Below are 26,909 nucleotides of genomic sequence, written 5' to 3'. Positions count from 1 at the left end.
TGGGGCGCGATGGGGGTGACGCGGATGGAATCGGACCGGTGGGGCCCACCACGGGACCCGGATCGGCGGGGGATCATCCCCCTGCGCCCGCTCACCGGCGGCGAGATTCTCGCCGCCGGACTCGCCGTGCTGCGCGAGCAGCCACGGTCCGTCTACGCCCTTTCCGCCATCGTCGCGGTCCTGGGTGTAGGCACGGATCGGCTGATCGTGACCGTGCTGCAGGCCCCGGCTTCGCCCACCCTCGCGAACCCGCTATCGCTGTGGGAGCGGTTGCTGGGCTACGCCGGGCTGGGTTTCATCGTGCAGACCGTGCTTACCACCTGGCTGATGGCGGCGGTTACCGCGATCGTGGCCGACGCGGTGGTCGGCGGTCGAACGACACCGCGCGCGGCGTGGTCCCGGATACTCCCGGACTTGCCGCGCCTCGCCGGCCTAGGCCTGACGGCCCGGGCAGTCACCGTGCTCGTCCCGGTGCTCGGCTGGCCGATTCTGTCCGGGGGTTGGGCGCTCGCCGTCCCCGCGCTGGTCTTGGAGCGCGGCGGCGTCTTCGGATCACTGGGGCGCAGCTGGCGACTCACCCGATCCGCCCTGGCCAGGGTGTGGACGATCCGGACGCTGGCGACCGGCCTCGCGGCGCTGGCAACCTACGCGGTACGGCTACCGATCGAACTGGCACTGCTCGGCAACTGGCTGCCCTCGACGATCAGACCGGCACCGCTGGTCCAGCAGATCCCGTTGGTCCTGGACGTGGTGCTCGCCACGGTCACCGCGCCGTTTCCCATGGCCGTGCAGGCGGTGCTCTACGTGGACCAACGAATCCGCCTGGAGAACCTCGCCGCCCGGTTGCCGGGCACGTCCACCGACCCGACGGTCAGGAGCCCTGCTCCCACGAGTTGAGATAGGCCTCCTGCTCGGGGGTGAGCACGTCCAGGGTGACGCCCATCGCGGCAAGCTTGAGCCGGGCGACCTCCTTGTCGATGCGCTCAGGAACCTCGTAGACCCCTGGGCTTAGCTCCTTCGCGTGCTCGATGAGCCATTCCGCCGTGAGTGCCTGGTCGGCAAAGGACATGTCCATGACCGCCGCCGGGTGACCTTCGGCCGCGCCCAGGTTGACCAATCGGCCCTCAGCCAGCAGCAGGAGCCGCCTGCCGTCGGCCATCACGTACTCGTCGGTCTGGTGACGGATCTTGTCCCGGCGCTCCACACACGCCGCCTCCAGCGCCCGGACGTCGATCTCGATGTCGAAGTGCCCGGAGTTGGCGAGGATCGCCCCATCCTTCATGACCGCGAAATGCTCAGCGCGGAGCACATCCCGGTTGCCGGTGACGGTGAGGAAGACGTCGCCGACCCTGGCCGCCTCAGCCATCGGCAGGACCTGGAATCCCTCCATCGTCGCGTCGAGCGCCTTGGTCGGGTCGATCTCGGTGACGATGACGTGCGATCCCATGCCCTTGGCACGCGAGGCGACGCCTTTGCCGCAGTATCCGTAGCCCGCCACCACGACGTTCTTGCCGGCGAGCAGCGTGTTCGTCGCCCGGAACACCGCGTCGAGGGTGGACTGCCCGGTCCCGTAACGGTTGTCGAACATGTGCTTGGTGTCGGTGTCGTTGACCGCGACCATCGGGAAGCGAAGCGCGTCGTCCTTCGCCATCTGGCGGAGCCGGATGACCCCGGTGGTGGTTTCCTCACAACCACCGAGAATGCCGTCGAGGAGCTCCCGCCGGCTCGTGTGCAGGGTGTTGACGAGGTCACAGCCGTCATCCATGACGACATGCGGCTGGCAGTCGAGCGCCGCGTTGATGTGGGCGTAATAGCCGTCCCGGTCGACCGCGTTGCGCGCGAAGACCGACACCCCGTAGTGCTCGACGAGGGCGGCAGCGGTGTCGTCCTGGGTGGACAGCGGGTTCGATGCCGACAGATGCACCTCCGCGCCGCCGGCCTGCAGCGCGCGAACGAGATTCGCGGTCTCCGTCGTCACGTGCATGCAGGCGGCGACCCGAATGCCGTCGAACGGCCGGCTCGCGGCGAACCGCTCGCTGATCTGGCGAAGTACCGGCATGGACCGCTCGGCCCATTCGATCCGCAACCGGCCCTTGTCGGCTAGGGCGGGGTCGGCGATGTCGTGCTTGGGCAGGTCGGTCATTCCGGCGGGCTCCTCGGTCTCGAGTGCGGGCAGGAGCCAGGTTCCCGGGCCGGCCGGCGGCCTGTCAAATTCTCTTGACACAGAATTGTTAAGATGGGCCATGCTCGAGTCCGTGACGATCACACAGGCGGCCCGGGTGCTGGGCAGCACCGCCCGCATGCTGCGCTACCGGGAGTCACTCGGGCTGCTCCCGGCGCCACGCCGCGGTGGCGGCCGCCGGGTCTACGGCGACCAGGAACTGGCCGCCGCGGCCCTGGCCGGGCAGCTCGAAGCTCGCTTCGACGTCACCCCGAAGGCGCTCTCGTTCGCCCTTCGGGTGCTGGCGGACTCCGATGTCGAGGCTGCGGTCCGCAGGCTCGGAGGGCTCGCGCATCGACTCGCTCCGGCTCCGATCGCCGCCCTCGACTTCGACGCGGCAAAGGCGCGTCGACTGCTCTCCGGTGAGGAGTCGGTCAGCCGCTGAGCCGGGCCTTGAGCTCGTCGATCGGGCCGACCGGGCTGGGATCGATACCGAGCAGCAGGGCCAGATAAACCGAGGCGAAGTCCACGACCGCGATCAAAGATGCGAGCCGCTCCAACGGGCCGGCTCCCTCGGCAGCGATCGCGCTCACCGGGATACCCCGCGCTTGGGCCAGGTCGCGTACAGCGTCCGCCCGTCCAGCAACTCGCGGATGCTCCTCCAGGTCGCGGAGCAGCACGAGCCGCAGCCGCAACCGCTCGTCGTCCTCGGCGCGATCACGGAAGAAGTCCGCAGAATCCCCGGCGGCGTAGGGACCGTCGAACGTGACCACCTGGTTGTGCCCGGCTTCGGGGAGCACACCCGCCAATGCGGGGTACTTCGCGTTCTCGGCGAGCTGCGCCGCCAACCGCTGGGCCGCCACCCCGCCCAGCGGAGACGTCCCCCAGACGATCGGCAGCGAACCAGCCAGATCGAGGGCTAGCGCCTTGCCCGGGTTGAGGAAGCTGTCGCTGTCGGGGCGGCAACGCTGGGCGATCAACTCGAGCCGTTCGGCCGCAGCTTCGAAAGCCGCCGCAGGCAATGCGACCAGACCGAGGTGGGTGGCGATCAGCAGCAACGGCACCGACAGCGCCCAAAGTGATGCGCGCGGCATCCGTCCCGCGACGTCGATGCCGACGTAAGGCCCCCGCGCGGCCGCGACCAGGGCGGCCAGCGGCGAGTCCGGCGCTCCGACCCCGACCAGCTGGGCCCCCCGGCGCAACGCCTCCTCGGCCGCCGAAAGCGTCTCCTCGGTGCGCCCCGAGCAGGACACGGCGGCCACCACATCGACCGGCCCCACCCAGGCCGGCAGGCCGAAGCCTCGATGGACGATGATCGGCAGCGGACTTCCCAGTCCGACGACGGCGCTGAGCACGTCCCCGGCGATGGCTGAGCCCCCCATGCCGACGACGACGACAGCCCGCGGCCTGGGGTCGGCGGCCAGCCGGCCCAACTCGGAGTCGGCCACCCGAGACTGCGCCTCGCGGATCTGCGCGGCGGAGCTGGCCACGGCAAGCAGCATCCGGCCGGGATCGGCCGCCTGGAGCGCGGTTGGATCGTCCAACCGGCGCTCGTCGACCGTACCGAGCGAGGGGGTCACCGGGGCGGATCGGGGCGACGTGCCTCGTCGACGAGGAGGACCGGGATGTCGTCGCGGACCGGGTAGGCGAGACCACAACCGGTGCACACCAGCTCGCTGGCATCGTCGTCCACCCGAAGCGGCGCATGGCAGTCCGGGCAGGCCAGGATCTCCAGCAGGCTGGGGTCGAGGTTCATCGCGGGCGTCCTTCCGGGCCGGTCACGTGCGGATCAGCGCGAGCACCTCGTCGCGCACGCGCATCATCGTCGCCTCATCGTCGGCCTCGACGTTGAGGCGCAGCAGCGGCTCAGTGTTCGAGGGGCGGACATTGAACCACCAGGTGGCGGCGGTCACTGTCAATCCGTCGAGCCGGTCGAGGGTGACCCCGGGACGCGATCCGAAGGAACGCTCGAGCGCGGCCACCGTTGCGGCCGGCTCGCCAACCTCGGTATTGATCTCGCCCGAAGCGGCATAACGGCTGTATTCGGCAAGCAGTTCCGAGAGCGGCCGGCCCTGCTCGCCGAGCGCGGCAAGCACGTGCAGGGCGGCGAGCATGCCGGTGTCGGCCCCCCAGAAGTTCCGGAAGTAGTAGTGCGCCGAATGCTCTCCGCCGAAGATCGCCCCGGTGGTCGCCATCTCGGCCTTGATGAATGAGTGGCCGACCCGGGTCCGCACCGGGACACCACCGTGCTCCCGGACGATCTCCGGCACGGCCCGCGAGGTGATGAGGTTGTAGATGACGGTCGCGCCCGGCTCGCGCTCCAACTCACGCGCCGCGACCAGTGCCGTGATCGTCGACGGCGGGACCGGCTCGCCGCGCTCGTCGACGACGAAGCACCGGTCGGCGTCGCCATCGAAGGCCAGACCGACGTCCGCTCCGGTCTCGCGGACCAGGTGCTGGAGGTCGACAAGGTTCTTCGGATCCAGGGGATTCGCCTCGTGGTTCGGGAAGTTGCCGTCCAGCTCGAAGTACAGGGGCCGCAGGTGCACCGGGAGGCCGGCGAGGACTTGCGGCACGGTCAGCCCAGCCATCCCGTTTCCGGCGTCGACCGCGACGTCGAGCCGACGGATCCCACGCAGATCGACAAGCCCCCGCAAGTAGTCCGCATACGGGCCGAGCAGGTCCTGCTCCTCGACCCCACCGCGCGGCCCGTCATGCGGCGGCGACCCCTGTTCGGCCATCCGGCGAATCTCGGCGAGCCCGCTGTCTTGCCCGACCGGCGCTGCGCCGGCCCGGCAGAGCTTGATCCCGTTGTAGCGGGCCGGGTTGTGGCTCGCCGTGAACATCGCTCCGGGGGCGTCAAGATACCCGGAGGCGAAATAGAGAAGATCGGTCGAGGCGAGCCCGGCGGCGACAACGTCGGCGCCCTGAGCGGTCGCACCCGCGGCGAACGCCGCCGCGAGCGGGGCCGAGGATGGCCGCATGTCGTGGGCTGTGATCAGCCGGGGGGCACCCGTGAAGGCGGCGAAGGCGGCGCCGACCGACCTGGCTACGTCCTCGTCGAGTTCGTCGGGCACTACGCCACGGATGTCGTATGCCTTGACGATGCCGGACAGGTCGCGCACCCGTCCGAGCCTAGTGGCCCGTCAGGGGCGGCCTGCCAGCTATCGGTTCTTACGGGTCTTCGTCAGGACCGCGTCGAATCCCATCGGATCGCCGTCCTGGGACCAGGTCCGGTGCTCACAGTTGTGGCAGGAGACGAACCGCACGGGGCTACCGTCGGTCAACGTCATCGCCAGTTCGGTTAGCCGGCTGCTGGCGCAGGAGGCGCAGGTCGCGCCCGTGCGGGCACCCTTACGGGTGAGCGAAGTGGCTGATGTGGACATCTGTTCTCCCGGTGAGCGACGGGGTGCTGTCATCCACAGTTCGGCCAAACGGGTGAGCAGCTTGAGAATCGGGCGTGTCGGTGCAAATCGCCCATTCAGGACGGCGGGCGCAGCACCCGGAGGTGACCCCTGCGCCCGACCTCGCCGCCGAGGGGTTCGGGAGACGCCGCAGGCGTCGGTCGAGCGGCCTCCCGAACCGCGATCGCTAGTGCCTCCAGATCGTCGCTGGTCGGCACAGGCAGCCCGTCGGCGAGGGGGAGCCGGACGACCTCCCAACCTCGCGGGGCGGTTAGCCGCGAAGCGTGCTCGTCGCAGAGGTCGTAGCAGTGCGGCTCGGCGTAGGCCGCCAGCGGCCCGACGACGGCGGTGGAGTCGGCGTAGACGTAGGTGAGCGTGGCCGTGGCAGCCCGGCCACAGGCGGTCCGCGAGCAGCGACGCAGAGGGCTCACGAGCGGCAACCGTAGCCACCCGGAGGCGCCACGGCCACCACCGTGGCCCCGTGTCGTCGGGGAGCCGGATTCCCGGGGGCGTCGTACCCTGCGCCGATGAGCCCTTCGGAACGTCCTGGACGGCGCCGCGACCGGCATGGCCGCGGGGTCCGCGGGCCGCTCGCCGCCGCGCGGGTGCCGCTCGCCCAGACCCGCGCCGATGCCTTCGACGAGGTCGTGGAGCACGCGATCCACCACCTGGAGGACCGGTGGGCGAGCCAGCTTGCGCAGGTCGAATTCGTGGTCGAGGACGTGCCCGTCCCGGGCGACGAAATCAGCGATGACGACATCGACTCGGGTGGGGTGCCGCTGGCCCGGATCATCCGGCGGCCGGGGTCGGCGCCGCAGATCGTGGTCTACCGGCGGCCGCTCGAGCTTCGGGCCGCGGACCTCGCCGACCTCGCCGACCTCGCGCACGAGGTGGTCGTCGAAGCGGTAGCCCGGTTCCTTGGCGTCGACCCGGACACGGTCGACCCCGGCTACGCCGACGAGAGCTGAGCCGGCCGATCAGCCGGCGGCGCCGACCTGGAGATCCAGCACGACGGCCGGGACGCTCACCGTGCGCACCGGGGTCACCAGCGGAAGCAGGGTGATCAGCGGGCCCTGGGCCCCGGCCTCGTAGATCTCCCGGGCGGCGTAGACCGGGCCGCTGCCGGGCAAGGGGGTCGCTACCAGGCCCCCGGTCCGCGCGTGGGGCCGGAGCAGGCCGGACACCTCCACCGACACGGTCCCGCCGGCCGGCACGGTGACCGTCCGAGACCGGCCACCGATGACGTCGATCGTCACCTGGGCGGCCGGCCCGGGCGCGCTGAGCACGAGGGAGCTCGACGTGACGCTCCCGGACGCGATCTCGCTCACCGGGGTCGGCCCGGAAAGCGCCGGCGCGGCCGCGGTGTAGCACACGTCGGCGTACGGCAGGCCGCGGGCAGTGAGGTTCTCGAAGCCGGCGGCCACCACCGGTTCGTCGCTGGTGACCCGGACTCCGGCCGGCTGGCCGCCGAGCGCCCGGCCAAGGTCGACCCGCACGGTGGTGCCGGCCCGGACGAGCACGTGCTCGAGGCCGGACGGGACGAAGCTGCCGTCGGCCGAGAGGACGTGCACCGTGACGGTCGCGTCGGTCGCGTCGGGGTCGAGCAGATCCAGCGAGCGCGAGCCCGCACCCCCGACGAACCCCGGCACCACACTGTCGGTCGACGGTGGCCCTGCCGGGGCCAGGTAGTCGATCCCCCGGGGATTCTGACCGGTCAACCTCTGGTCGTACAGCGCGGCGACGACCCGACCGGTTCGGGTGACGACGTGCACCGCCACCAAGGGGAGGTTCGGACCGATCGCATCGATGAGCATGATCAGGCGGCTGGTTCCATCCACCTGGATGCCCTGGGCCGCGGGGAGGTCGAGCGGGCCGTTCGGCCCCCAAGCCTGGAGATCGACCACCGCGGTGGCCGGATCCGGATTGAACAGCCCGAGCACGTCCCGGTTGCCGAGGACCCCCGAGGCGTCCACGAAGTAGGGATCGCCCCCCGGAGCCACGCAGCGGGTACCGAACCAGGCTCGCCCGGGTCCCTGCTCCACCTGGCTGGTCTCCTCGACCTCGAGTCCGGAAGCGAGCCGTCCCCGAGCCGTGACCACGGCCCCGTGCACACCGGTCGGGACGAGCGAGGCGACGGGGCCGGCGGCGCCGAGAACGCGCACCGGGCGCCCGCCGAGCTGGGCTATATCGACCTCCCCGGTTCCACGGGCACTAGCCGGCGCGGCGGTCACGGTCAACGACGCGGTCGGGCCGGCCTCGATGCCGAGCTCCGGGCAGATCTCGGTGATCCCGGCGATCGGCACCTCGGATGCCGTCCGGATATCGACCGAGCGGGTCGGACCGACCGAATCGGCCGCACCCACGCCACCGGCCAAGACCGCAACGAGCGCCGTGCCGACCAGCAGGTGACGGTTCATCCGGCCTCCCCCGGGCCGGCGTCCGGCGGGTACTGCTCGCCAAGGGCCCGCCTACCAAGGGTGTCGACGGGGAGGGCGAGGAACACGGTGATCACGGTCAGGACCAGCTCCGCGACCAGCCACGCCGAACGCGCCGGCGCGTGGAACGCGATGACCACCGCGCCGCCCGTCGCGGGCAGCGCGAACGCCTGCGCCCATCCGTAAGCGGTGGCCGGCTGGAGCGACCGGCCGCCGCTGCGCGCGGTCCAACCCGCCGCACGCGAGTCCGCCAGCACGAGTAGCCGCCCGGCCGGACCATTGGGGAACCGCACCATCCCGCCGTCGAGCCGCGCGGCTCCGACCGGGGGCGAAGGCGAGCCGTCGGCCAGGACGACCAAGGGCCCCGGAGTTGGCGTGACCGACCACACCCCGGGGCTCTGGCGGCTCAAACCCGGCGTCGCCCCGATGACCGCGACGAGGGCGGCGACCCGCGGATCACCACCGGCACCGGTGACCTCGACGAATCCGACGTCGGCGGCGGCGAGGGTCGGGAGCGCCGCCCCACCGGTGCCAGCCGCCAAAGTGGCGATCGCCGCCGCGAGCCCGGCCGGGTCCGGGTGGCGCGGCACTACCTCTGCGGCACCCAGGCTGGTCGGATCCCCCGCCGGCAGCAGCGCGTACCCGAGGCTGCCGTCCGGGCTGGGGGTCAAGACCAGGATCCGGCTCTGCCCGGCGGCAGCCTCGACGGTGACGAAGGCGGGCGTGGCCGGGGAGGGGGAAGGTCCCAACGGGCGGCCGGCTCCGCGCAGGCACCAGGCAAGGGTGGCGACCACCGGCACCACCGCGCACGCCCCCGCCAGCACGCCGGCGACCATCTGCCGCCAGCTGAAGGCACGTCCGGCCAGCCGCTGCGCGACCCCGTCGGCGGCAACCAGTGCGGCAACCAGCACCCCCGCTGCGTAGACAGCGACCGGGACGCCGGGCCAGACGCGGCTGCTCCCGGCCGGCAGGCCGGCATTCACCCGCTGGAGGAAGACAGCGGTGCCGAGTCCGGCGAGCGCGACCAGCCAGGCCGCTCCGGCAACGGCGAGTCGGCCGGCGCGCGCGAACGCGGCAATTCCGGCGAGTACGAGCGGGAGGAACCACCACCCGGAGACCGAACTGCCGGCCGGAGCGAAGAGCATCAGCTGGTGTGCGAGCACCGGGCGGGCTCCCGGATCTGGTCCACCGATGCCAGCGAGGAGAACCGCAGGGTGCCGCACGACGTATCCCGTCCACGGGGCGAGCAACCCCAGCGGGATGAGCAGGACCACGAGGCCGGCCACCCCCCGCCGCGGGCCGGCGCCCGGGGCCCCGGAGAACGCGGCCGCCACCGAGCCGATCGCCACGACCGCGGCGACCAGCAGATAACCGAGCGGCGCGAAGGCGCCAAGCACGCCGAGCCCCAGTGCGCTGGCGAAGGCGGGCCGCCAGCCGATCAACCGGGGGTCGTAGCGCAGGCACCGCACGATCCCGGCCGCCAGCGGCGGAAGCAGGATCACCGAGACTGCTACGTCGAGCCTCCCACCGGCGATCGCGCCGGTGGCCACCGGCAGCGTCGCCCATGTCAAGGCCGCCCAGATCCGCAGCGACGTCTGCCGGGTGACCTGCCGGGTCGCCCGGAAAGCGGTGATCCCACCGAGCGGGACACAGCCCAAAAGGACGAGGTCCACGGCGAGCCAAGCCTTGCCGGCGAGCAACGTCGCCACCACGGCCACCACCGCCAGATACGGCGGGGCGGGCGTCGTGGACCCGAGGCCGATGTCGTGCCAGCCACGAAGGTAACCCGCCCACAGGTCCCCGGCACCGCCGGACGCGGGCAGCAACCGACCCCCGGCCAAGGTCCCGCCGAGCAGATGGCGCTCGGCGACAAGCGCCGATGCGGTCAGGCCAAAGCCCAGCAGGACGACTGGGCGGGTGAGCAGCCGACGAAGCCATCGGGCGCCCTCTCCGGCCAGTTCCTCGACGTCCTCGCTGACCGGCCCGGTCTCGACAACCCGCGCCCTGCGCCGGCTCGGTCGGGTCCCGGACCGTCGCCCGGTCGGCTCGGGCGACCCGGCCCCGTCGGTCGATTCGGTGGGCGCGGGTTCGCCGGCGAGCGCGGCCAGCGCGTCCCGATAGGCCCGGACCCTGGCCGCCGGCCCGGGGAACAGGTGGCGGATGTCCTGGCGGCGGGTGGTGGCGGTCGCGGCGCGGGCCCGACGCGCCCGGGCGATCCCGACGGCCCGGGTCAGGATGTCGGTGAACGCGATCAGCTCGTCCAATGCGGCCTCCGGCCGGCGGGCCAGCAGGAAGCCGAGCGAGCGCAGCACGCTGCCGAGGGCGAGGCGGGGGGCGCCCGCGATCAGGCCGGTGCGGCTGGTGTTCGCCAGCACGGTGAACAGCGCCGCACGGCGGTCGAGGCGACGGATGCCCGCGTGGCCGACGGCCGGCTGGCGTTCGCCGTGAGACATGGCGGCGGCATGCCGGATCACCGCACCGGGCGCCACGACAACCCGGCCGCCGGAGCGCCACGCCCGCCAGCCGAAATCGAGGTCGTCGCGAAACAACGGCAGGGCGGGGTCGAAGCCGCCGAGCCTGGTCCAGGTTTCCTCGCGGATCAACGCCCCCGCGGACCCGACGGCGAGCACGTCCCGGACCACATCGTGCTGGCCCTGGTCGAGCTCTCGGCGCTCCAGGCCGGTGTCCCGGTGGCCGGTCCCGTCGGTCGTGATTCCGACCTCGATGAGGTGGCGACCGTCCCAGGATAGGCATTTCGGGCCGATGACGTCCGCGGATGGCGCCTGCTCGGCCATCTCGAGCAACGCCTCCAGGGCGCCGGGCTCAGGGGCGCTGTCGTCGTGGAGCAACCACAGCCATCGGACCTGCCCGCCCGGAGCGGATCGCGGCGATGCCGGAGCACCGGCGAAGGCATCCAGCCCGGCCTGAATCGCTGCGCCGAAGCCCGTGTCCCGCGGGCGGTCCACAACGGCGGACTCGCCCAACTGATCGATCAGCAGCTGGTGGGTGCCGTCTTCGCTACCGGTGTCGACGGCGACCAGGCGTTGCGGGCCGCGAGTCTGCGCCCCGATGGCGGCCAGCACGTCCGGCAGCCACCGCTGCCCGTCGTGGGCGACGAGGACGGCGGTGACGAGGTGACGCGAGTGGGCCAAGCGGGAACGAGGTGGCATGCGGTCGCAGACGGCTCGGGGGGCGCCGGGCGCTGCCACGAGACAGCGGCCGGTCCGGGGCACCGGCCCCGAAAACGCCGCCCAGACTACGCGCCCGCATCACCGGCATCCGCAACGCCGGCGGGCAAGTCAGACCGCGTGCCGCTTGAGCCGACGGCGTTCGCGCTCGGATAGGCCGCCCCAGATACCGAACCGCTCGTCGTGGGCGAGCGCGTACTCCAGGCAGGCGCCGCGCACTTCGCACCCGACGCAGACCCGCTTCGCCTCCCGGGTGGATCCGCCCTTCTCCGGGAAGAAGGCCTCTGGATCAGTCTCCGCGCACAGGGCGTCGCCCCGCCACGCAAGTTCCGCCGCGTCTTCCGGTAGGTCGCTCACGGTGTCTCCTCGAGGAACCTCGGCTGCCATCGCGGGGGCAGCGTGTTCGGGCTCGTGTCCTCGCCGTCACGGATGCGCAGCAGGGGGAATGACACGAGTGGAATTACACGCGCGTCGTAGCCGCCAGTCAAGCGGTTCGGCGTGATATGTAGCAACGGAACGTGATCTCATGATCACGCGGCCGGGCGGAATCCCGCCCGTGCGGGACCCTGAATCGGTCAGCGGCGGCCGCGGACCCGGCCCGGTCGGCTGGTTGCGGCGTCGATCGCCGGACCCGGACTGGGAACATCGGGCATCGCCTCGACGCGGGCGCGACCGCGGCGCAGGCCGGACACGCCACCGGCCGCTGCCTTCGCCGGCCCTGCCTTCGCCGGCCCTGCCTTAGCCGGCCCTGCCGTCGCTGCGCCACGCTTAGCCACCGCACGCCTCGCTGGCTCCGCCTTCGACGGCTCCGGCTTCGCTGGCTCCGCCTTCGACGGGGCAGCCTTCGACGGGGCAGCCTTCGACGGGGCAGCCTTGCCCCGTACTGCCTTCCGCGGCGCGGCCTTCGCGGGCGCGGCCTTGTCCGACCCGGTCGCGGTCCGGACCGCGGGGTCCTCAGCGGGGGGCGTCGGATCGGCGGACGGGGCGGGGCGAACCCGGCCCGGGGTGCGCTTGCGCGAGACCAGGGCCGATGCGTCCGGAGCAGCGGCAGCCGGCTCGGCGGGCGTGGATCGGGCCGAACGGGCGGAGCGTCGCCCGGTGCCGGGCAGGTAGAGCTCAAGGTCGGGTGGCTCGGGCGCCTCGGGCTGGGCCTTGGCGCCCGGGCCGGCCCGCCAGCGTTCGGCATCGCGGGCCGCCCGCCGCCGTTCCAGGGCCGCCCCCAACCGTTCGGACAGCGCGGTGCGCTCCTTCGCGGAAAGGCCGGCGGCGAACTCGTCGAGCAGCTCGTGGAGCACCCGGTACCGCTCGGCCTCGAGAATCCGGTCCCGCTCGGCCAGGTAGCCGAGCAGTCCGCTTCCGGCAGCGGCCAACCGGTCGACCCCGGAGCCGATCCCGTCGGTGACCGAGCGGACCGCCGCGGTGGACCCCTCGACGACGGCCCGCAGCGCGGCCACTTCCGCGGCGGACTCGGCCCGCAGAGCGGCGAGCGCCTCGTCGGCCGCGACGCGCATCTCGCCGACGATCTGGCTGGCCTGGGTTCGCCAATCGGCCCGCTGGGCGGCCGATTCGTCGGCGACCCGCCCGATCTGGCTGCTCACCGCCTCGAGCTGGGCGCCGGCCGCCTCGAAGGCGGCGAACCCGGTGCGAATCTCCCCGACGAGGCCCTCCAGCGACCCGCGGACCGCAGACGGGACGTCGGCCAGCGCGTCGCGCAAACCGGCGCCGGCCGCGTCGAGTCCGGCCCGGGTCTCCGTGGCCGCCGCGTCGAGCGCAGCCTTGGCGTCGGCGACCGCGGCCTCAACCGCGCCCTGGGCGTCACGCCCGGCGCCCTGAAGCGCCGCTTCCACCGACGTTGCCGCGGCGCTGATCCCCCGTCGGGTGTCGTCCGCCACCCCGACGATGTCGGTGCGAACCGACTCGACCGTCCCGGCAAGCTCCTCGAGCTGCTGCTGGGCAGCCAGCTGGGTCCGGGTCCCGGTGGTCTCCACGGTTTCGACAACCCGGTCCCGGACCTCTTCGAGGGCATCGGCAAGGTCGGTGCGCAGCGCGGACAACTCCTCGTCGACGCCCACCCGGGTCGCGTCGCCGACGGCCTCCACCCGGCGGACCTGCTCGTCGACCTCGGCGGCGAGGGCCGCCTGTAGACGCTCCAGGGTGTCGGTGGTGCCGGCCTCCAGTCCGGCCCGGGCCTCGGCGACGAGGCTGGCCAGCTCGGGACCCTGCCGCTCCAGCAGCCGGGTCAGCGAGCCACCGAGGGCCGACAGGCTGCGGTCGACGGCCGACCCGAGCTCGGAGAGCGAGCCGCTCAGCGTTTCGGACACCCCGGCGATGTCCCCGGCAAGGTCGGTCAGCCCCGCGGTGGTCGTCATGGCGCCGTCCCGGGTCAGCGCCTCCAGCCGCTCGATTAGCTCGTCGAGGGAATCCTCGAGGGCGGCCAGCCGCTCGTCGATGGGGGCGGCCCGGAGCTCGGCGAGCTCGGCGCGGACGCCCGCCAGGTCGACCCGGAGTCGGTCGATCGCGCTGGCAACGCCAGCGGCTTCGACGTCGTCCGCCGACCCGGCCATCGCGGCCAGTTCCTCGATGCGGCGCAGCAGGTCCGGCTCGGCGTTCACGAGCACTCCCCCTCCATACGGCAGACTCGCACGGACAGTAGCGCCGCGGAGGGCCCGGCGTCCGCTGCGAGCGAGGTGTTTCGCCGGTCGGCTCGCCCCGGGGCCGGCCGGGAGCGGCACCGGACCGGGCCGGTCTGCGACGATGCTCGGCATGGGCGTGCGGGCTGTGGTGCTCGCCGGCGGGGTCGGGGGGGGCCGTTTCCTGCTCGGCGCCCGGGCGGTGTTCGGGGCCGCGTCGCAGGATCCGCCGGTCACCGTGATCGGCAACGTCGGTGACGACATCAGCCTGTTCGGCCTCCGGATCAGCCCGGATCTGGACACGGTCATGTACACGCTGGGCGGCGGGATCTCGCGGGAACGCGGCTGGGGCCGGGAAGCGGAGACGTTCGCGGCCCGCGACGAGCTGACCGGCTACGGGGACGAGCGGGTGTGGTTCGGCTTGGGCGATCGCGACCTCGCGACCCACCTGCTGCGCAGCGAATGGCTGCGCGACGGGCTGCCGCTCTCGGCGGTCACCGCCCGGCTCTGCGAGCGGTGGCGGCCGGGGGTCCGGCTCATCCCCGCGACCGACGACCGGGTGGAGACCCGGGTCCAGCTCGTCAACGGCCGCGACCTGCATTTCCAGGAGTGGTGGATCCGGGAGCGGGCGGCGCCGCCGGCCGGCGGCTTCCGGTTCGCCGGCGCCGACCGCGCCCGGCCGGCACCAGGGGTCCTCGAGGCGATCGCCACCGCCCGGATCGTGCTGCTCGCCCCGTCGAACCCGATCGTGTCGATCGGTGCGATCCTGGCCGTCCCGGGGATCCGGGAGGCCCTTCAGGCCACTGCGGCACCCGTCGTCGGGCTGTCCCCGATCATCGCCGGGGCGCCGGTGCGCGGCATGGCTGACGCCTGCCTCGCGGCGGTGGGGGTGGCGACGTCGGCCGAGGCGGTCGGCCTCCGCTACGGCTCCCGCCGGGCGGGTGGCCTGCTCGACGGGTGGCTCGTCGACGAAGCGGACGCCGAGGCCGTCGACCCGCTCGCGGCGGCCGGAATCGAAACCCGGGCGGTTCCGCTGCTCATGCGGGACCTGGCGGCGACGACCGCGATGGTGCAGTCCGCGCTCGGGCTGGCGACCGCGGTCCGGCGATGACCGCGCCGCGCCTGGAGATCTGGGGGGTCGGCGGGATCCCGGAGGTCCAGCCCGGCGACGACCTCGCCGCGCTGATCGCCCGGGCCGCGCCGGAGCTCCGGGACGGCGACCTGCTGGTGGTTACCTCGAAGATCGTGAGCAAGGCCGAAGGGCGGATCTTCACCGGGGAGCGGGCTGACGCCATCGACGCCGAGACGATTCGTATCGTCGCTCAACGCGGCGACACGCGGATCGTGGTAACCAGGCACGGTTTCGTCGTCGCCGCCGCGGGTGTGGACGCGTCGAACGTCGAACCGGGACGGGTACTGCTGCTCCCCGAGGACCCGGACGCCTCGGCCCGAAGGATCCGGTCGGGCATCGCCGCCCGGCTTGGCGTGGACGTCGACGTCATCGTCTCGGACACCTTCGGGCGGCCCTGGCGGATCGGTCTCACCGACGTCGCCGTGGGCCTGTCGGGCCGGCCGGCACTCGACGATCAGCGTGGCCGACCCGACCGGTTCGGCCGGCCACTGGACGTGACGGTGACGGCGATCGCAGACGAGGCCGCTGCCGCCGCCGACCTCGTAAAAGGCAAGCTCGGCGGGATCCCGGTCGCGGTGATCCGCGGGCTACCCCGACCGGAAGTAACGGACGACGCGGACCTCGGCGCAGCCGCACTGGTCCGCCCGGAGGCGGAGGACATGTTCCGGCTCGGCACGACGGAGGCCCGGCAGGCCGCGGTGACCGCGCGCCGTTCGATTCGCGAGTTCCGGGACGCACCGGTGGACCCGGCGGCACTGGACCGGGCGATCGCGGCGGCGCTCACCGCCCCCGCGCCGCACCACACGACCCCGTGGCGGTTCGTCGTCGTCGGACCGGGAACCCGGGACCGGCTGCTCGACGCGATGGCCCGAGAGTGGCGCCGGGATCTGGCCGGTGACGGCCTGAGCGACACCGCGATCGAAGCCCGGTTGCGCCGCGGCGACCTGCTCCGCCGGGCGCCGCTCGTAGTCGTTCCCTGCCTCGTCGCGGACGGGTCACACGAGTACCCGGACGAGCGTCGGCGCGACGCCGAACGCGCGATGTTCCTGGTCGCGATGGGCGCGGCGGTGGAGAACCTGATGGTGGCCCTGGCGGCCGAGGAGCTCGGGTCCTGCTGGGTGTCGAGCACGCTGTTCTGTCCCGACTTGGTGCGGGACTCCCTCGATCTCCCGGCGGACTGGGCGCCGATCGGCGCCGTCGCCGTCGGTCAGCCGGCCGGGTCGGCGCCGGTCCGCTCGCCCCGCGATCCGACCGGGTTCCTGGTCTGGCGCTGATCGTGCCCGGCCGACACCCAGCCGACTTCCTCCAGCCGGTGCCACAGCGCCAACTTCGCCAGCGTGACCGCGTCGCCGCGCTCGACGATCGCCACCTCGTCCGATCGGGTGACGTGCGCGAAGTCGTCGATCGCCCGCAGATAGCTGCGCATGGCCGTGAGCAGCCGGGGATCGTCGAGCTGAGCCATGTCGGGATCCTGACACCCCGGCGGGACCGACCGCGCGCGGCGCGCCGTCAGATCATCCGGAAGTCGCGCGGAGCCGCCCGCGGCCCGAACGCCGGTTTGCGCCCCACCGCCTCGAGCAGCCGAACCGCGCGGTAGCGCTGCGGACGGTACGGCTCGAGCAGCTCGAGCATCCCGTCGTCGTCGACGGGCCGACCGATCAGCGTCCAGCCGACCAGTCCGGGCAGGTGCAGGTCGCCGACCGACACCGCGTCGGCATCGCCATAGGCGCGCTGGCCCACCTCGGCCGCCGTCCAGCGACCGACGCCGGGCACTACCTGCAACATGCGGGCCGCCTCGGCCGGTGGCATCCCGGCGGTGCCCTCGAGCCGCCCGGCTCGGGCCGCGACCGCACGGATCGTCGCCGCCCGCCGGGAGTCGACACCGGCCCGGTGCCACTCCCAGGACGGCAGGCGTAGCCACGCCGCCGGGGACGGGACGACCCGCATCCCGGCCGGTGCCGGCCCCGGGGCCGGGTCCCCGAAACGGGTGATGATCCGCCGCCATGCCCGGTGCGCCTCGCGGGCGGTCACCTTCTGTTCGAGCACCGCCGGCACCAGCGCCTCGAAGACCAGGCCGGTGCGGATTACCCGCCATCCGACGAGCCGGCGCAGCCCCGCCCGCACCGGGGCGTGGTGAGCGACGAACGCGCCCGGATCGTCGCGAGCGCCGAGCAGGTCCGGCACGCCGTCGAGGGCGAGGTCGGCCCCGGGGCCCCAGCCGGCGATCTCGACCTCCCCGCCGGCCGCGGACAGCCGCAGGGTCGCCGGGCCGCCGGCGGTCCGGCAGGTCCGCCACACCGCGCCCGTGGGCTCGATCCGGAAGGTCGGATCGCCCGGCCCGTGGCGTAGCACCCCCAGCGTCGCCGGAAGGTCCAGCGGGCCGTCCGGCCGGAAGCGTACGGCTGCGGTCACGGGCCGGGCGAGAACCGCAGCGACCGGTCGGCGATCACCGCGCTGGGCCACAACCGGGCCCCGCGGAGCAACTCGTTTCCGGACCCGAGGTGCGCGCCGTCGCCGAGCACGGCACCCTCGACGAGCGCGTCCGTGCCGACGACGGCGTCGCGGCCGACCGCGGAGTCACGCACCGTCGCCCCCGCGTCCACGAACGCACCGGCGAACAGGACCGATCCGTCGACCACCGCACCCGGCCCGACCCGGGCGCCGACGCCGACGCACGAGCCGCCGACGACCGCAGCGTCGGGCGCCACCGAGGCGCCGTCCAGCACGAGCGAGTCACCCGGCTCCCCGGTCAGCGCGGACGATCCGATGACCCCACGGACCATGTCGCGGCTGCCCTGGACGAACGCCTCCGGCGTGCCCAGGTCGAGCCAGTACCCGGCGTCGAGGAACCCGAGGAGCAGCGCACCCTCGGCCAGCAGCGCGGGGAACGTCTCCCGCTCCACCGAGACCGGCCGGCCGGCCGGGATCGAATCGATGACCGCGCGTCGGAACACGTAGCAGCCGGCGTTGATCCGGTTGGTGACGGGATCCGGCGTCTTCTCGAGAAAGTCGGTCACCCGCCCGGTCGGGTCGGTGGGAACGCAGCCGTAGGCCCGCGGGTCGCTCACCTCGGACAGGTGCAGGGTGACCGCCGCGCCACCGGCGACGTGGACGCGGATCTGCTCGGACAGGTCGTGGGCGGACAGGACGTCGCCGTTGAAGACCGCCACCGGATCCTCCGGCGCGGCCCGCAGCCGGTCGAGCACGTTGCGGATCCCGCCACCCGTGCCGAGCGGCTCGACCTCGGTGACGTACTCGAGCTCTAGCCCCATCGCCGATCCGTCGCCGAAAGCGGCCTCGAACAGCTCGGCCTTGTACGAGGTCGCGAGCACGACGTGGTCGATGCCGGCGTCGCGGGCCCGAGCCAGTTGATGCGCGACGAGCGGGACACCGGCCACCGGCAGCATCGGCTTCGGCGTCGTGAGGGTGAGTGGACGCAGGCGGGTGCCCTCGCCGCCGACGAGCAGGATCGCGTCGATGGTCACTCCTCGAGCAGGTCGGCCGACCGGGTCGGTCGTGCGCCCTCGCGGATCCGCCCGACCGCGAGCGCGGCGATGAAGCGTACGGCCAACCCGGCCGCGAGCAGCGGACGCAACCAGAGGTAACGCCGGCCGGAGTACTGCCGGGACAGGTAACGGTGGAGCGAGCGGTGGTGCTCGGCGAGCATCCGGGTCGAGTGCAACCGGGTCGCGTGCGCACCGATGTGCGTGACTACCGCAGCCGGGACGTACACCGACGACCAACCGGCGGTGGCGAGCCGTCGACACAGATCCATGTCCTCGCAGTACATGAAGTAGGCCGGGTCGAAGCCTCCGACCGCCTCGAAGGCATCCCGACGGAGCAGCAGGCAGGACCCGGACAGCCAACCGGCCGGCCCCTCGACCGGGCGACCGCCCTCCCGCCGGTAGGCCCGGGTCCACGGATTCCCCGGCCAGACCCATCCGAACGCCGCGTGCCCCAGTCCGCGGCCGAGCGAAGGGAAGGCGCGGGCCGACGGGTACAGGTCGCCGTCCGGGGTGCGGATCGCCGGGCCGAAAGCGCCGGCCCGCGGCCAGCGGGACGTCGCCTCGAACAACCTGTCGAGAGCGTCGGGGGTGAACACGATGTCCGGGTTGGCGACGAGCAGCCAGTCGGCGACGGTCCCGGCCGCCCCGAGGTTGGCCGCCCGGCCATACCCGAGGTTGGTCCCCGTGGCCAGGACTTCCACCCCAGAACGAGCCGCCGCCCGTTCCGCCGTTCCGTCGGTAGAGGCGTTGTCCGCGACCACCACCTCGAGTTCCGCCGGGTCCGCCGCCGACGCCAAGGAATCGAGGAACGAGTCGAGTGAGTCGCCGGAGCAGTAGGTGACGACGACGACCCGGGCGCGCGGCGCCGTCAGGACGCGACGGCCCGGGCGTAGGAGGCCTGGTGCACCTCGGCGCTGGCCGCCCAGGTGAACTCCCGGGCCCGGGACAGGCCGGCGGCACCGAGCGACTGGCGCCGGCCCGGGTCGTCGAGCAATCCGGCCAGGGCCACGCCGATCGACGTCGGATCCGGTTCGGTGTAGGCGACGGCGTCGCCACCGACCTCCGGGAGCGATAGCCGGTGGGTGGTGAGCACCGGCGCGCCGCAGGCCATCGCCTCGAGCACCGGCAGGCCGAATCCCTCGCCGTGGCTCGGATAGGCGACGACCAGCGCGCCACCGAGGAAACCCGGCAGATCGTTGAAGTGCAGATACCCCGGCCGCAGTACGCGCAGATGTGAGGGCACCTCGGCGATCGCCGCATCCACGTCGTCGTCCCATCCGGTCCCGCCGGCCAGAACGAGCGCCGGCGGGTCGTCGCGGTCGGCGACCGCCTGCACCCAGCCACGGATCAGGCTGGGAACGTTCTTCCGCGGTTCGAGCATTCCGAGGAAGGCAAGGTAGGACCCACGCACGCCGAGGCGGTTGGCGAGTCTGGCCTTGTCCGCGTCGGTGGGGACGTGGAAGGTTTCGGTGTCCACCCCGTGATAGGCGACGTCGATCTTCGTCGAGTCCGCGTCGAGCACCCGGACCAGCTCGTCGCGGGTCGCCTTCGACGGGACGATCACCCGGGTGGCACGGCGCAACGCGGTGCGGGTCGCGGACCGGAAGAACGTTCCTTTGACCGCGGTGTGCATGTCCGGCTCGGTGAAGAACGTGGCGTCGTGAATCGTGACGACCACGGGTCGGGCGACGCGCAGCGGCATCGTGTAATGCGGTGAGTGGACCACGTCGGCCTCGACCTGCTGGGCCACCAGTGGGAGCCCGGTCTGCTCCCAGGCGAGCCGGGCCGGACGGTGCGCAATCGCCGCGGGGCCGGCGACGATCCGGGCGCCCGGGGCGAGCCGGCCGTAGCGCTCCGCGTCGGCCCGCTGGCAGGCGATCGCCAGATTCGCATCGGTGCGGCCGAGAGCGGCGATCAGCCCGTCCACATAACGCCCGACGCCACCGCGGTCAGCGGGGACGGCGGTCGCGTCGACGAGCACGCGCGGCGCCACCTAACGTTCCTCTCCTGCGGGCCGCCGCGTTGCGATCCTCAGCGGTCGGCCTCTGTCAGCGTACGCCGCTCGGCGCGCTGGCGGCAGCGACCCGCGGGTCAGCCGGACGGGAGCAGTCCGGTGTAGAGCGCCCACATCCGCGCGGCGGTCGAGGCCCAGGTGAAGGTTCGGGACCGGGCCCGACCGGAGCGGGCCAGCCGATCACGCAGATCTCCGTCGTCGAGCAGACGGCGGGTCGCGTCAGCCAGGGCGAACGGATCGCCGACCGGGACGACGAGGGCGCACCCGCCGGTCACCTCGACCAGGGCCGGGATGTCGCTGACGACGACCGGGGTGGCGAGCGACATCGCCTCCACCGCCGGCAGGCCGAACCCCTCGGCCCGGGACGGCATGAGCAACGCCACCGCACCGGCGAGGACGACGGCCAGATCCGCGTCGTCGAGCCGGCCGAGGACCCGCACCCGGTCGGCGGGGAGCCGGTGCCGGGCGGCCAGCGCGGCCGGGTCCACCCCACCCCACCCGGGCTGGCCGACGACGAGCAGCGGAAGTTGCGGCGCGATCCGCTCGGCGAACGCCGCGACCGCGACGTCGAGGCCTTTGCGCGGCTCGAGGGTGGCAAGGGTCACGAAGTACCCGGTCGACGGCAGCCCTAGCCGGTTACCGCGACGAGCCGCTTCGGCCGGGTCCGGCAGCTCGAGGAACGGCGCGGAAACCCCCTCCCCGACGATCTCGACCCGGGCCGGGCCGGTCGCATGGCCGGCGAGCTCCCGGCGCACCGCCTCGGTCGGCACGATTACGACGTCGGCTTCGCGCAGCGCCCGCTCGGTCATCCGCCGGTGCCACGCCGCTCCGTGACCGGTCAGCGCCTCCGGCATCGTCCAGGCCACCGTGTCGTGAACGGTGACGACCAGGGGGGTGTCCCGGCGCGGCGGCGCGAGCACCGTCGGCGCGTGCACGACGGTGCCGCGCGGACCGGGGCCGCGACCGCTCCCCCAGGCGAGCGCCAGCGGGCGGCGCGGCAAGGGCAACCGGTGCGGGCCGTCGACTCCACGGATCGATGCGCCTTGGACATCGCGCCGCCAGGCCACCCAGCCACCGACCGCGGCACCCTCGGGGGCCATGGCGGCGAGCGCCCCGGCGAGCTCCCGGGTGTAGCGACCGGTCCCGCCCGGGACCGGGGCGAGGCACTGCTCCACGACGACCGCCACCCGCACGGTCAGGGCAGCTGGACTTCGCGCCACGGCTGCCAGCCGGGGCCGGTGAGGGTCCGCTGGAACACCGCGTTGCCCGGCCCCCAGACGAAGACGTCGGTACGGTTTCCACCGGCGGGAGCGGCGCCCGCCGGGTCGGAGCTGAGGCTGCCGCCGAGGGAGATCCACCTCCCTGGATTACCGGGGACCCCGGTCGCGGTCGACAGCGTGCCGTTCGACTGCCGGGCGAAGACGGTGACCGTACCGTCGCCGCGCGACGCCGCCCCCGGGGTACCGGTCACCGGCGCACGGAGGTCGACGTAAGGGCCCCACCCGGCCGTCGTGAAGTCCCGCTCCCAGATGACGTCGTGCGGCCCGTGCACGAAGACGCTGACCCGGTCCGGGCCGGTGGACACCGCCGCCGCCCCGGTCCCGGGCGCCAACTGGCCGGCCAGCGAGTACCAACGCGACCAGGTGGATCCGTTGCGGGTCCGCTCGTACAGCGCCCCGTCCGGGCCACGGACGAACACGGAGATCCGGTCGCCCCCCCACCCGGTGGACGCGGGCGACGAGGTGAGGTTGCCGCCGAGGGATTGCCAGCCGCCGGACATGGCGCGGGCGAACAGCGCGCCGCCCGGGCCTTCGACGCTGAACAGCGGGCCACCCTGGATGGCCCCGACCGCCGGCGAGCCGGTGACCTTTCCGCCCAGCCGGTCCGGGGTGGACCATCCGCCGGGATCGCTCCAGCCGATCGCCGTGGCACCGCCGTAGGTGTCCAGGCCGACCAGGGTGAGGGCCTGCGAGCCGGTCCAGACCGCGGCGAGGGTGGACCCGGGCTGGAGTTGGGAGGGATAGGTCGCCGAGTCCACGTTCCACCAGTTGGTCAACAGTCCGGCGGCGAACGCGAAGCTGCCCCCGTCCACGTCGAGGCTGCCCTTGCTGCCGTCGAGGCGCATGCCGAGCACCCGTCCGCCCCAGTCCCCGTTGCCGTCGCGGCTGGTCACGGTGAGGTCGCGCAGCTGCCCGATCGAGGGGTAGTCGGCCTCGATCTGCGCCACCGTCACGGTGCGCTGCCACGCGTGGTACGGCGACGCGATGGCGTCCCACGGATCCGCGTGGGCCTGCTCGTAGGGATGGTTGCCGGCGACCGACCAGCCGCCGTTCGACGACGAGTACTCGGCGAAGATGACCTTGCCCGTCTGCTCGAGGATCTGGCCATTCGTCGCCGCCGTCGCCGCATTGGTGCTGGGCTCCTCGCCGTACTGCGGGTTTCCGGCCGAGTCGTAGACCTCCTTGCCGCCGTAGACCTGGCAGGCGGTCGTGTCGCAGATGTCCCAGTCGGTGTAGTCCGGGGAGATCAGGACGTGGTAAAGCGCGTAGGAGCGGGCCGCGACGGCCTGGGCCTCGAGCGCCGCCGGGTCCCAGGACGAGATCGCCTCCCGGGGCACCACGCCGTCGACGTAGGACTCCAGCGGCAGCGTGTTCACCGTCGCGATCGTGGCCGGCGCGAATCCGGGCTGCACTGCGGTCAGGTTTCCGCGAAAGTCGTGCAGCGTGTTCGCCGGGGACCAGACCTGGCGGAGGACGCCGGTGTCGGTGTTGGTGAGCACGAACGGACCGGTGAAGTGGTTCGTCGTCGCGCCGGTCGGGGTCCAGCACGAGTTCCACTTCGAGCCGTCGAACCAGTCGAGGCACTGCTGCCTGGCCGCGTCGAGGGTGATCTCCCAGAACGGGACGTGGGTCGTCCCGATAGTCGTCGGCAGCGGGTAGCGGTTCCCGGTGTGCGCATCCGTCGCCAGCAGACCGGTCGCGGCGACAACCTCCAGTGCCGACGGGCCGGGCTCGAGGAGATGCACGCGGATTTTCGGGTCGCCCCCGTCGCCGGCGAGCGTGGTGCCGGGGTAGTAGGCAGCGAGGATCGCGTCGACGCTCACCCCACTCGATGCCGCCCCCTGCGCCCCCCACTGGTTGAGCCCGCGGCCGTGACCGAACCCGTGCCCGTCGAACGTGTACACACCGTTCGGCGGCGCGGGGAAGACCTGGTCGACGCTGACCTGAGCGGTGGCCGTCCCGGCCAGCAAGACAGTGCTGGCCAACAAGACAGTGCCGACCAGCAAGCCAGTGCCAACGCCCAGCCGGGCGAGGGGGGCGCGAAACGCGGCGACACGGAAGGGCATGACCGATTTCACCCTAGCGGCGCCTCCGGGGCCCGGGCGGCGGCACGCCGCAGCACCGCCCGTGCGGACAGCGCCGCGGAACCGGCCGCGACCGTGTCCCCGGCGGTGACGAGTAGCCGGCTGACCAACGCGACGGCGGTGGCGGCCGCTACCGGCATGGCCGTGGAGAGCACGGCGACGAGGACGGCCTCGCGAACCCCAGCCCCAGCCGGAGCGATGACGAACAGCAGTCCGGCGACCGACGCGAGCGCGTACCCGCCGACAGCCAGCGGAAGCAGTCGGGCCCCGTCCCCACCGCCGATCGAGGCGGCGAGGGCGAATGCCTGAAGGCCGTAGCAGCCGGCGGCGACCAGCGTCCAGCCGGCGGCCCGGAGCAACCCCCCGGCGGACAGCCCGCGCTCGAGCTCGCCGCGCCGGGTGAGCCGCAGCGCCAGCCGGAGCAGTCGGTTGACCACGGCCGGGTGCAGCAGCGCGACCCCGGCCGGCACCACGAGCAGCGCAAGCGCGTAACGCCCGGAACCCCGGCCGCCGAGCAGGGCGGGGACGGCAAGAATTCCGACCGCCCCCCCGGTCACGACGGTGAGCACGGTGCTGACGACGTAGCCGGTCGCCGCCCGGACCCGCGGGACACCGGCGTCGCGACCGAGCTCCATCTGGGCGAGCATCGGCCAGACGCTCCCCGGCAGGTATTTGCCGAGCTGACCGACGAAGACGATCCGGGCCGCCGGCACGATCCTCAGCGGGCTGCCGAGATCGGCGAGGATGGCTCGCCAGGCCAACCCGCTGGCCGCGAGCGCGCCGAGGACGGCAACGAAAGCCCCGAGCGCGGGCATGGCTCCCAGTCGGCCGAACCGCCGGCCGATCTGGTGGCCCTGCACCGCGAAAGTGAGGCCGAGCGCGGCTAGCACCCCGAGGACGAAGACAACCCGGGCGACCCGCCGAAGAAGGTCCCGCCGGCCGGTCATGAACCCAGGATCCAGGTCACCGCGGCATCGAGGTCGGGCATCACCCGGTCGGCACGGGTGTCGACCGGGCCGGATGCCAACCGGATCGTCGCGGTCCCGGCCGCGGCCCCCGCGGCCACGTCGCTCTCGGCATCTCCCACGATGACCGCCCGGCCGAGATCGATCCCCGGATGCTCACGGGCCGCCCGAAGCAACATGCCTGGCGCCGGCTTGCGGCAGTCGCATTCGTCGAGATCGTGCGGGCAGACGTACACCGCATCCAAGCGGGCGTGCTCGGCGGCTAGGAGCTCGGCCAGCCGGTCATGCACCGCGTCGAGGTCGGCCAGGGTCATCCGTCCCCTCGCTACCCCGCGTTGGTTACTGACGAGGATGACGAGACGACCGGCCTCGTTAAGCCGACGAACGGCAGCCATCGCGCCGGGCAACGTCACCAACTGCGCCGGGCCGGTTATGTATTCGCCCTCCGCAGCCTTGACGTTCAGCGTTCCGTCCCGGTCGAGGAACACCGTGGTGAATTCGGGCGGTTCCGTGATCAGAACAGTTCCGCTTCGACGATCTCGCAAATCGAGTGCCCCAGATGCATGCAGGCCTCCTGCACCCGCGGGGTGTCGCTGGTCGGCACCTCGAGACATATGTCCGCGGCGGCACGCACCCGACCCCCTCCGGCGCCGGTGAGCGCGATGGCGAGCATGCCGAGCTCGCGGGCCGCCGTGAGCGCCCGGACGACGTTCTCCGAGTTGCCGCTCGTCGTCAGCCCCACGGCCACGTCGCCGGCCCGGCCCAGGCCACGGAGCTGCCGGGCGAACACGTCCGCGTACGAGTAGTCGTTGCCGATCGCGGTCATCGCGGCGGTCGCGTCGGGCAGGCTAAGCGCCGGCAACGCCGGCCGGTCCCGGTAGAAACGGCCGAGCAGCTCGGCAGCCAGGTGGCCGGCGTCCATCGACGAGCCGCCGTTACCGAAGAAGATCACCTTTCCGCCGGCCCGCAGCGCGGCCACGATACGGGAGGCCGCGTCGGCGGTCTGCTCGCCGAGCCCGCCGGCGAGCATGGCGGAGGTCACGTCGGCCGCCTCCGTGAGCCGCCGGCGGACCAGGTCGGGCCCGCTCACTGCCGCCATGTGGTGAGACCCCTCAGGTCGAAAGCGAAGTCGGTCACCATGCCACCGATGTCGGTGAGTGCCTCCGCCAACCGATGCTTGCGGGCGAAGTCGCAGTAGAAGAGGATGTAGCCGCCGCCGCCGGCGCCGGTTACCTTCCCGCCCCGGGCGCCGTTGCGCATCGCGACCTCGTACACCTCTTCGATGTGTGCGGTCGAGATCATCGGGGACATCTTCTTCTTCTGCTGCCAGGCCTCACCGAGCAACTCGCCGAACTCGTTCAACTCCCCGCGGAGCAACGCGCTTTTCATGGTGAGCGCGAGCTGCTTCTGCGAGCGCAGTCCGTCCAGAGTCTGCGATTCGCCCCCGGCCAGCCGCTCGGTCTGGTCGGCGATGATGTTCGCCGACTCCCGGGTGACGCCGGTGTAGCAGAGCAGCAGGTTGAGCTCCAGCTCGTTGATGATGTCGCGGCGGACCCGCAACGGGTTCACGATGACACGCTCGCCGAACTCGATGAAGTTGAAGCCCCCGAAGGTTGCCGCGTAGTGATCCTGGTAGCCGCCCTGGATGCCCAGGTCCTCGCGTTCGATGACGTAGGCCAGTTGGGCGACCTCGTACTCGTCGAGCTGGAGCCGGTAGTGCTCGCGGAGCAGCCCGACGAGGGCCACCATCATGGTCGAGGACGAGCCGAGCCCGGATCCCGGCGGCGCGTTGGAACGCAGCACCAGGTCGTACCCGGCAAGTTCGTCGCTGCCCAGCCGGCGGATGGCGGCCTTGACGAGGTCGAGCTTGCCGTCAAGTTCCATCTGGTCGGACACCGGGATCTCGAGGGACATCCCGAAATCCACCGACTCGATCTGGATCAGCCCGTCGTCGCGCGGAGCGAGCGAGCCGTAGGCGTAGCGGTCGATGGTCGCGGACAGGACGACCCCGCCCTCGGTCTGCGGAAACGGCGCGACGTCGGTGCCGCCACCGGCGAAGGACAGCCGAAGCGGGGCCTTGGCCCGGACGACCACACGAGCCTCCTCCCAG

Annotated in this window: 26 protein-coding genes; 5 read left to right on the top strand and 21 right to left on the bottom strand. The window is 72.8% G+C overall.

What is annotated here, in order from left to right:
• Positions 1-24: 24 nt before the first annotated feature.
• Positions 25-897 (top strand): hypothetical protein, encoded by an 873-nt coding sequence (locus tag VNG13_12430; protein HVA61323.1) that lies wholly within the window; start codon positions 25-27, stop codon positions 895-897.
• On the opposite strand, the gene ahcY is transcribed toward VNG13_12430, so the two are convergent.
• The gene (gene ahcY, locus VNG13_12425; protein HVA61322.1) at positions 872-2,143 is read right to left on the bottom strand and encodes an adenosylhomocysteinase; all 1,272 of its coding nucleotides are present in this window, start codon (positions 2,141-2,143) and stop codon (positions 872-874) included. The genes VNG13_12430 and ahcY overlap by 26 nt on opposite strands.
• Positions 2,144-2,255: 112 nt before the next feature.
• Between ahcY and VNG13_12420 the strand changes: the two genes are divergently transcribed.
• On the top strand, positions 2,256-2,606 hold the full coding sequence (locus VNG13_12420) for a MerR family transcriptional regulator (GenBank protein HVA61321.1): 351 nt from the start codon (positions 2,256-2,258) through the stop codon (positions 2,604-2,606).
• Here the strand turns inward: VNG13_12420 and VNG13_12415 are convergent.
• From VNG13_12415 to VNG13_12395, 5 genes are all read right to left on the bottom strand, one after another.
• Entirely contained in the window at positions 2,596-3,741 is a 1,146-nt protein-coding gene (locus VNG13_12415; GenBank protein ID HVA61320.1) for an SIS domain-containing protein, read from the bottom strand. The two genes, VNG13_12420 and VNG13_12415, sit on opposite strands and share 11 nt — an antisense overlap.
• Complete coding sequence (locus tag VNG13_12410) at positions 3,738-3,917, bottom strand: Trm112 family protein (protein HVA61319.1); 180 nt, start codon at positions 3,915-3,917, stop codon at positions 3,738-3,740. The genes VNG13_12415 and VNG13_12410 overlap by 4 nt, the downstream gene beginning before the upstream one ends.
• A 22-nt stretch (positions 3,918-3,939) precedes the next feature.
• Positions 3,940-5,286, bottom strand: coding sequence for a phosphomannomutase/phosphoglucomutase (locus VNG13_12405; GenBank protein ID HVA61318.1), 1,347 nt, complete (start codon positions 5,284-5,286; stop codon positions 3,940-3,942).
• Positions 5,287-5,325: 39 nt separating this feature from the next.
• Positions 5,326-5,547: a hypothetical protein gene (locus VNG13_12400; GenBank protein ID HVA61317.1), complete on the bottom strand. Its 222-nt coding sequence runs from the start codon at positions 5,545-5,547 to the stop codon at positions 5,326-5,328.
• A gap of 95 nt (positions 5,548-5,642) precedes the next feature.
• The gene (locus VNG13_12395; GenBank protein ID HVA61316.1) at positions 5,643-5,996 is read right to left on the bottom strand and encodes a DUF3499 domain-containing protein; all 354 of its coding nucleotides are present in this window, start codon (positions 5,994-5,996) and stop codon (positions 5,643-5,645) included.
• A 96-nt stretch (positions 5,997-6,092) separates the two neighbouring features.
• On the opposite strand from VNG13_12395, the gene VNG13_12390 reads away from it, so the two are divergent.
• Positions 6,093-6,533, top strand: a complete 441-nt coding sequence (locus VNG13_12390) for a metallopeptidase family protein (protein HVA61315.1) — start codon at positions 6,093-6,095, stop codon at positions 6,531-6,533.
• A gap of 9 nt (positions 6,534-6,542) precedes the next feature.
• Here the strand turns inward: VNG13_12390 and VNG13_12385 are convergent, their stop codons facing one another.
• From VNG13_12385 to VNG13_12370, 4 genes are all read right to left on the bottom strand, one after another.
• Positions 6,543-7,982: a DUF5719 family protein gene (locus VNG13_12385; protein HVA61314.1), complete on the bottom strand. Its 1,440-nt coding sequence runs from the start codon at positions 7,980-7,982 to the stop codon at positions 6,543-6,545.
• The gene (locus VNG13_12380; protein HVA61313.1) at positions 7,979-11,152 is read right to left on the bottom strand and encodes a glycosyltransferase family 2 protein; all 3,174 of its coding nucleotides are present in this window, start codon (positions 11,150-11,152) and stop codon (positions 7,979-7,981) included. Before VNG13_12380 ends, VNG13_12385 begins: the two co-directional genes overlap by 4 nt.
• A gap of 147 nt (positions 11,153-11,299) precedes the next feature.
• On the bottom strand, positions 11,300-11,575 hold the full coding sequence (locus VNG13_12375) for a WhiB family transcriptional regulator (protein HVA61312.1): 276 nt from the start codon (positions 11,573-11,575) through the stop codon (positions 11,300-11,302).
• Between the two features lie 188 nt (positions 11,576-11,763).
• Positions 11,764-13,800, bottom strand: a complete 2,037-nt coding sequence (locus tag VNG13_12370; GenBank protein ID HVA61311.1) for a hypothetical protein — start codon at positions 13,798-13,800, stop codon at positions 11,764-11,766.
• 157 nt (positions 13,801-13,957) lie between these two features.
• Between VNG13_12370 and cofD the strand changes: the two genes are divergently transcribed.
• Together cofD and VNG13_12360 are read left to right on the top strand one after the other, a co-directional pair.
• Positions 13,958-14,929 carry a 2-phospho-L-lactate transferase gene (cofD, locus tag VNG13_12365; GenBank protein ID HVA61310.1) on the top strand — a complete coding sequence of 324 codons (972 nt, stop codon included), beginning with the start codon at positions 13,958-13,960 and terminating at the stop codon, positions 14,927-14,929.
• Positions 14,926-16,224 carry a coenzyme F420-0:L-glutamate ligase gene (locus tag VNG13_12360; GenBank protein ID HVA61309.1) on the top strand — a complete coding sequence of 433 codons (1,299 nt, stop codon included), beginning with the start codon at positions 14,926-14,928 and terminating at the stop codon, positions 16,222-16,224. The genes cofD and VNG13_12360 overlap by 4 nt, the downstream gene beginning before the upstream one ends.
• Here VNG13_12360 and VNG13_12355 read toward each other — a convergent pair.
• The 11 genes from VNG13_12355 to VNG13_12305 all read right to left on the bottom strand — a co-directional run bounded on the left by VNG13_12355 (position 16,158) and on the right by VNG13_12305 (position 26,893).
• Positions 16,158-16,412, bottom strand: a complete 255-nt coding sequence (locus tag VNG13_12355; protein HVA61308.1) for a hypothetical protein — start codon at positions 16,410-16,412, stop codon at positions 16,158-16,160. The genes VNG13_12360 and VNG13_12355 overlap by 67 nt on opposite strands.
• 47 nt (positions 16,413-16,459) lie before the next feature.
• Positions 16,460-17,362 carry a DNA-3-methyladenine glycosylase 2 family protein gene (locus tag VNG13_12350; GenBank protein ID HVA61307.1) on the bottom strand — a complete coding sequence of 301 codons (903 nt, stop codon included), beginning with the start codon at positions 17,360-17,362 and terminating at the stop codon, positions 16,460-16,462.
• Positions 17,359-18,435 carry an NDP-sugar synthase gene (locus VNG13_12345; protein HVA61306.1) on the bottom strand — a complete coding sequence of 359 codons (1,077 nt, stop codon included), beginning with the start codon at positions 18,433-18,435 and terminating at the stop codon, positions 17,359-17,361. Before VNG13_12345 ends, VNG13_12350 begins: the two co-directional genes overlap by 4 nt.
• On the bottom strand, positions 18,432-19,328 hold the full coding sequence (locus VNG13_12340; GenBank protein ID HVA61305.1) for a glycosyltransferase family 2 protein: 897 nt from the start codon (positions 19,326-19,328) through the stop codon (positions 18,432-18,434). Before VNG13_12340 ends, VNG13_12345 begins: the two co-directional genes overlap by 4 nt.
• Complete coding sequence (locus VNG13_12335) at positions 19,325-20,449, bottom strand: glycosyltransferase family 1 protein (protein HVA61304.1); 1,125 nt, start codon at positions 20,447-20,449, stop codon at positions 19,325-19,327. Before VNG13_12335 ends, VNG13_12340 begins: the two co-directional genes overlap by 4 nt.
• Positions 20,450-20,547: 98 nt before the next feature.
• Positions 20,548-21,690 (bottom strand): glycosyltransferase family 1 protein, encoded by a 1,143-nt coding sequence (locus VNG13_12330; GenBank protein HVA61303.1) that lies wholly within the window; start codon positions 21,688-21,690, stop codon positions 20,548-20,550.
• On the bottom strand, positions 21,666-23,816 hold the full coding sequence (locus tag VNG13_12325; GenBank protein HVA61302.1) for a SpoIID/LytB domain-containing protein: 2,151 nt from the start codon (positions 23,814-23,816) through the stop codon (positions 21,666-21,668). The genes VNG13_12330 and VNG13_12325 overlap by 25 nt, the downstream gene beginning before the upstream one ends.
• 8 nt (positions 23,817-23,824) lie before the next feature.
• Positions 23,825-24,781, bottom strand: a complete 957-nt coding sequence (locus tag VNG13_12320) for a lysylphosphatidylglycerol synthase domain-containing protein (GenBank protein ID HVA61301.1) — start codon at positions 24,779-24,781, stop codon at positions 23,825-23,827.
• Positions 24,778-25,287 (bottom strand): HAD-IIIA family hydrolase, encoded by a 510-nt coding sequence (locus VNG13_12315; GenBank protein ID HVA61300.1) that lies wholly within the window; start codon positions 25,285-25,287, stop codon positions 24,778-24,780. Before VNG13_12315 ends, VNG13_12320 begins: the two co-directional genes overlap by 4 nt.
• A gap of 26 nt (positions 25,288-25,313) precedes the next feature.
• Complete coding sequence (locus VNG13_12310) at positions 25,314-25,889, bottom strand: SIS domain-containing protein (GenBank protein HVA61299.1); 576 nt, start codon at positions 25,887-25,889, stop codon at positions 25,314-25,316.
• Positions 25,886-26,893, bottom strand: a complete 1,008-nt coding sequence (locus VNG13_12305; protein ID HVA61298.1) for a GHMP kinase — start codon at positions 26,891-26,893, stop codon at positions 25,886-25,888. Before VNG13_12305 ends, VNG13_12310 begins: the two co-directional genes overlap by 4 nt.
• Positions 26,894-26,909: the final 16 nt, after the last annotated feature.

Source organism: Mycobacteriales bacterium (genome assembly GCA_035533475.1).
Taxonomy (GTDB): Bacteria; Actinomycetota; Actinomycetes; order DATLTS01; family DATLTS01; genus DATLTS01.
This window is presented reverse-complemented; position numbering and strand designations above follow the sequence as displayed.

What these genes read in the sequence shown, in the direction of transcription:
- VNG13_12400 (HVA61317.1), bottom strand. Translation starts at nt 5,547, where the DNA reads ATGTCCACATCAGCCACTTCGCTCACCCGTAAGGGTGCCCGCACGGGC.
- VNG13_12325 (HVA61302.1), bottom strand. Translation starts at nt 23,816, where the DNA reads ATGCCCTTCCGTGTCGCCGCGTTTCGCGCCCCCCTCGCCCGGCTGGGC.
- VNG13_12320 (HVA61301.1), bottom strand. Translation starts at nt 24,781, where the DNA reads ATGACCGGCCGGCGGGACCTTCTTCGGCGGGTCGCCCGGGTTGTCTTC.
- VNG13_12390 (HVA61315.1), top strand. Translation starts at nt 6,093, where the DNA reads ATGAGCCCTTCGGAACGTCCTGGACGGCGCCGCGACCGGCATGGCCGC.
- ahcY (HVA61322.1), bottom strand. Translation starts at nt 2,143, where the DNA reads ATGACCGACCTGCCCAAGCACGACATCGCCGACCCCGCCCTAGCCGAC.
- VNG13_12385 (HVA61314.1), bottom strand. Translation starts at nt 7,982, where the DNA reads ATGAACCGTCACCTGCTGGTCGGCACGGCGCTCGTTGCGGTCTTGGCC.
- VNG13_12410 (HVA61319.1), bottom strand. Translation starts at nt 3,917, where the DNA reads ATGAACCTCGACCCCAGCCTGCTGGAGATCCTGGCCTGCCCGGACTGC.
- VNG13_12355 (HVA61308.1), bottom strand. Translation starts at nt 16,412, where the DNA reads ATGGCTCAGCTCGACGATCCCCGGCTGCTCACGGCCATGCGCAGCTAT.
- VNG13_12375 (HVA61312.1), bottom strand. Translation starts at nt 11,575, where the DNA reads ATGGCAGCCGAGGTTCCTCGAGGAGACACCGTGAGCGACCTACCGGAA.
- VNG13_12360 (HVA61309.1), top strand. Translation starts at nt 14,926, where the DNA reads ATGACCGCGCCGCGCCTGGAGATCTGGGGGGTCGGCGGGATCCCGGAG.
- VNG13_12430 (HVA61323.1), top strand. Translation starts at nt 25, where the DNA reads ATGGAATCGGACCGGTGGGGCCCACCACGGGACCCGGATCGGCGGGGG.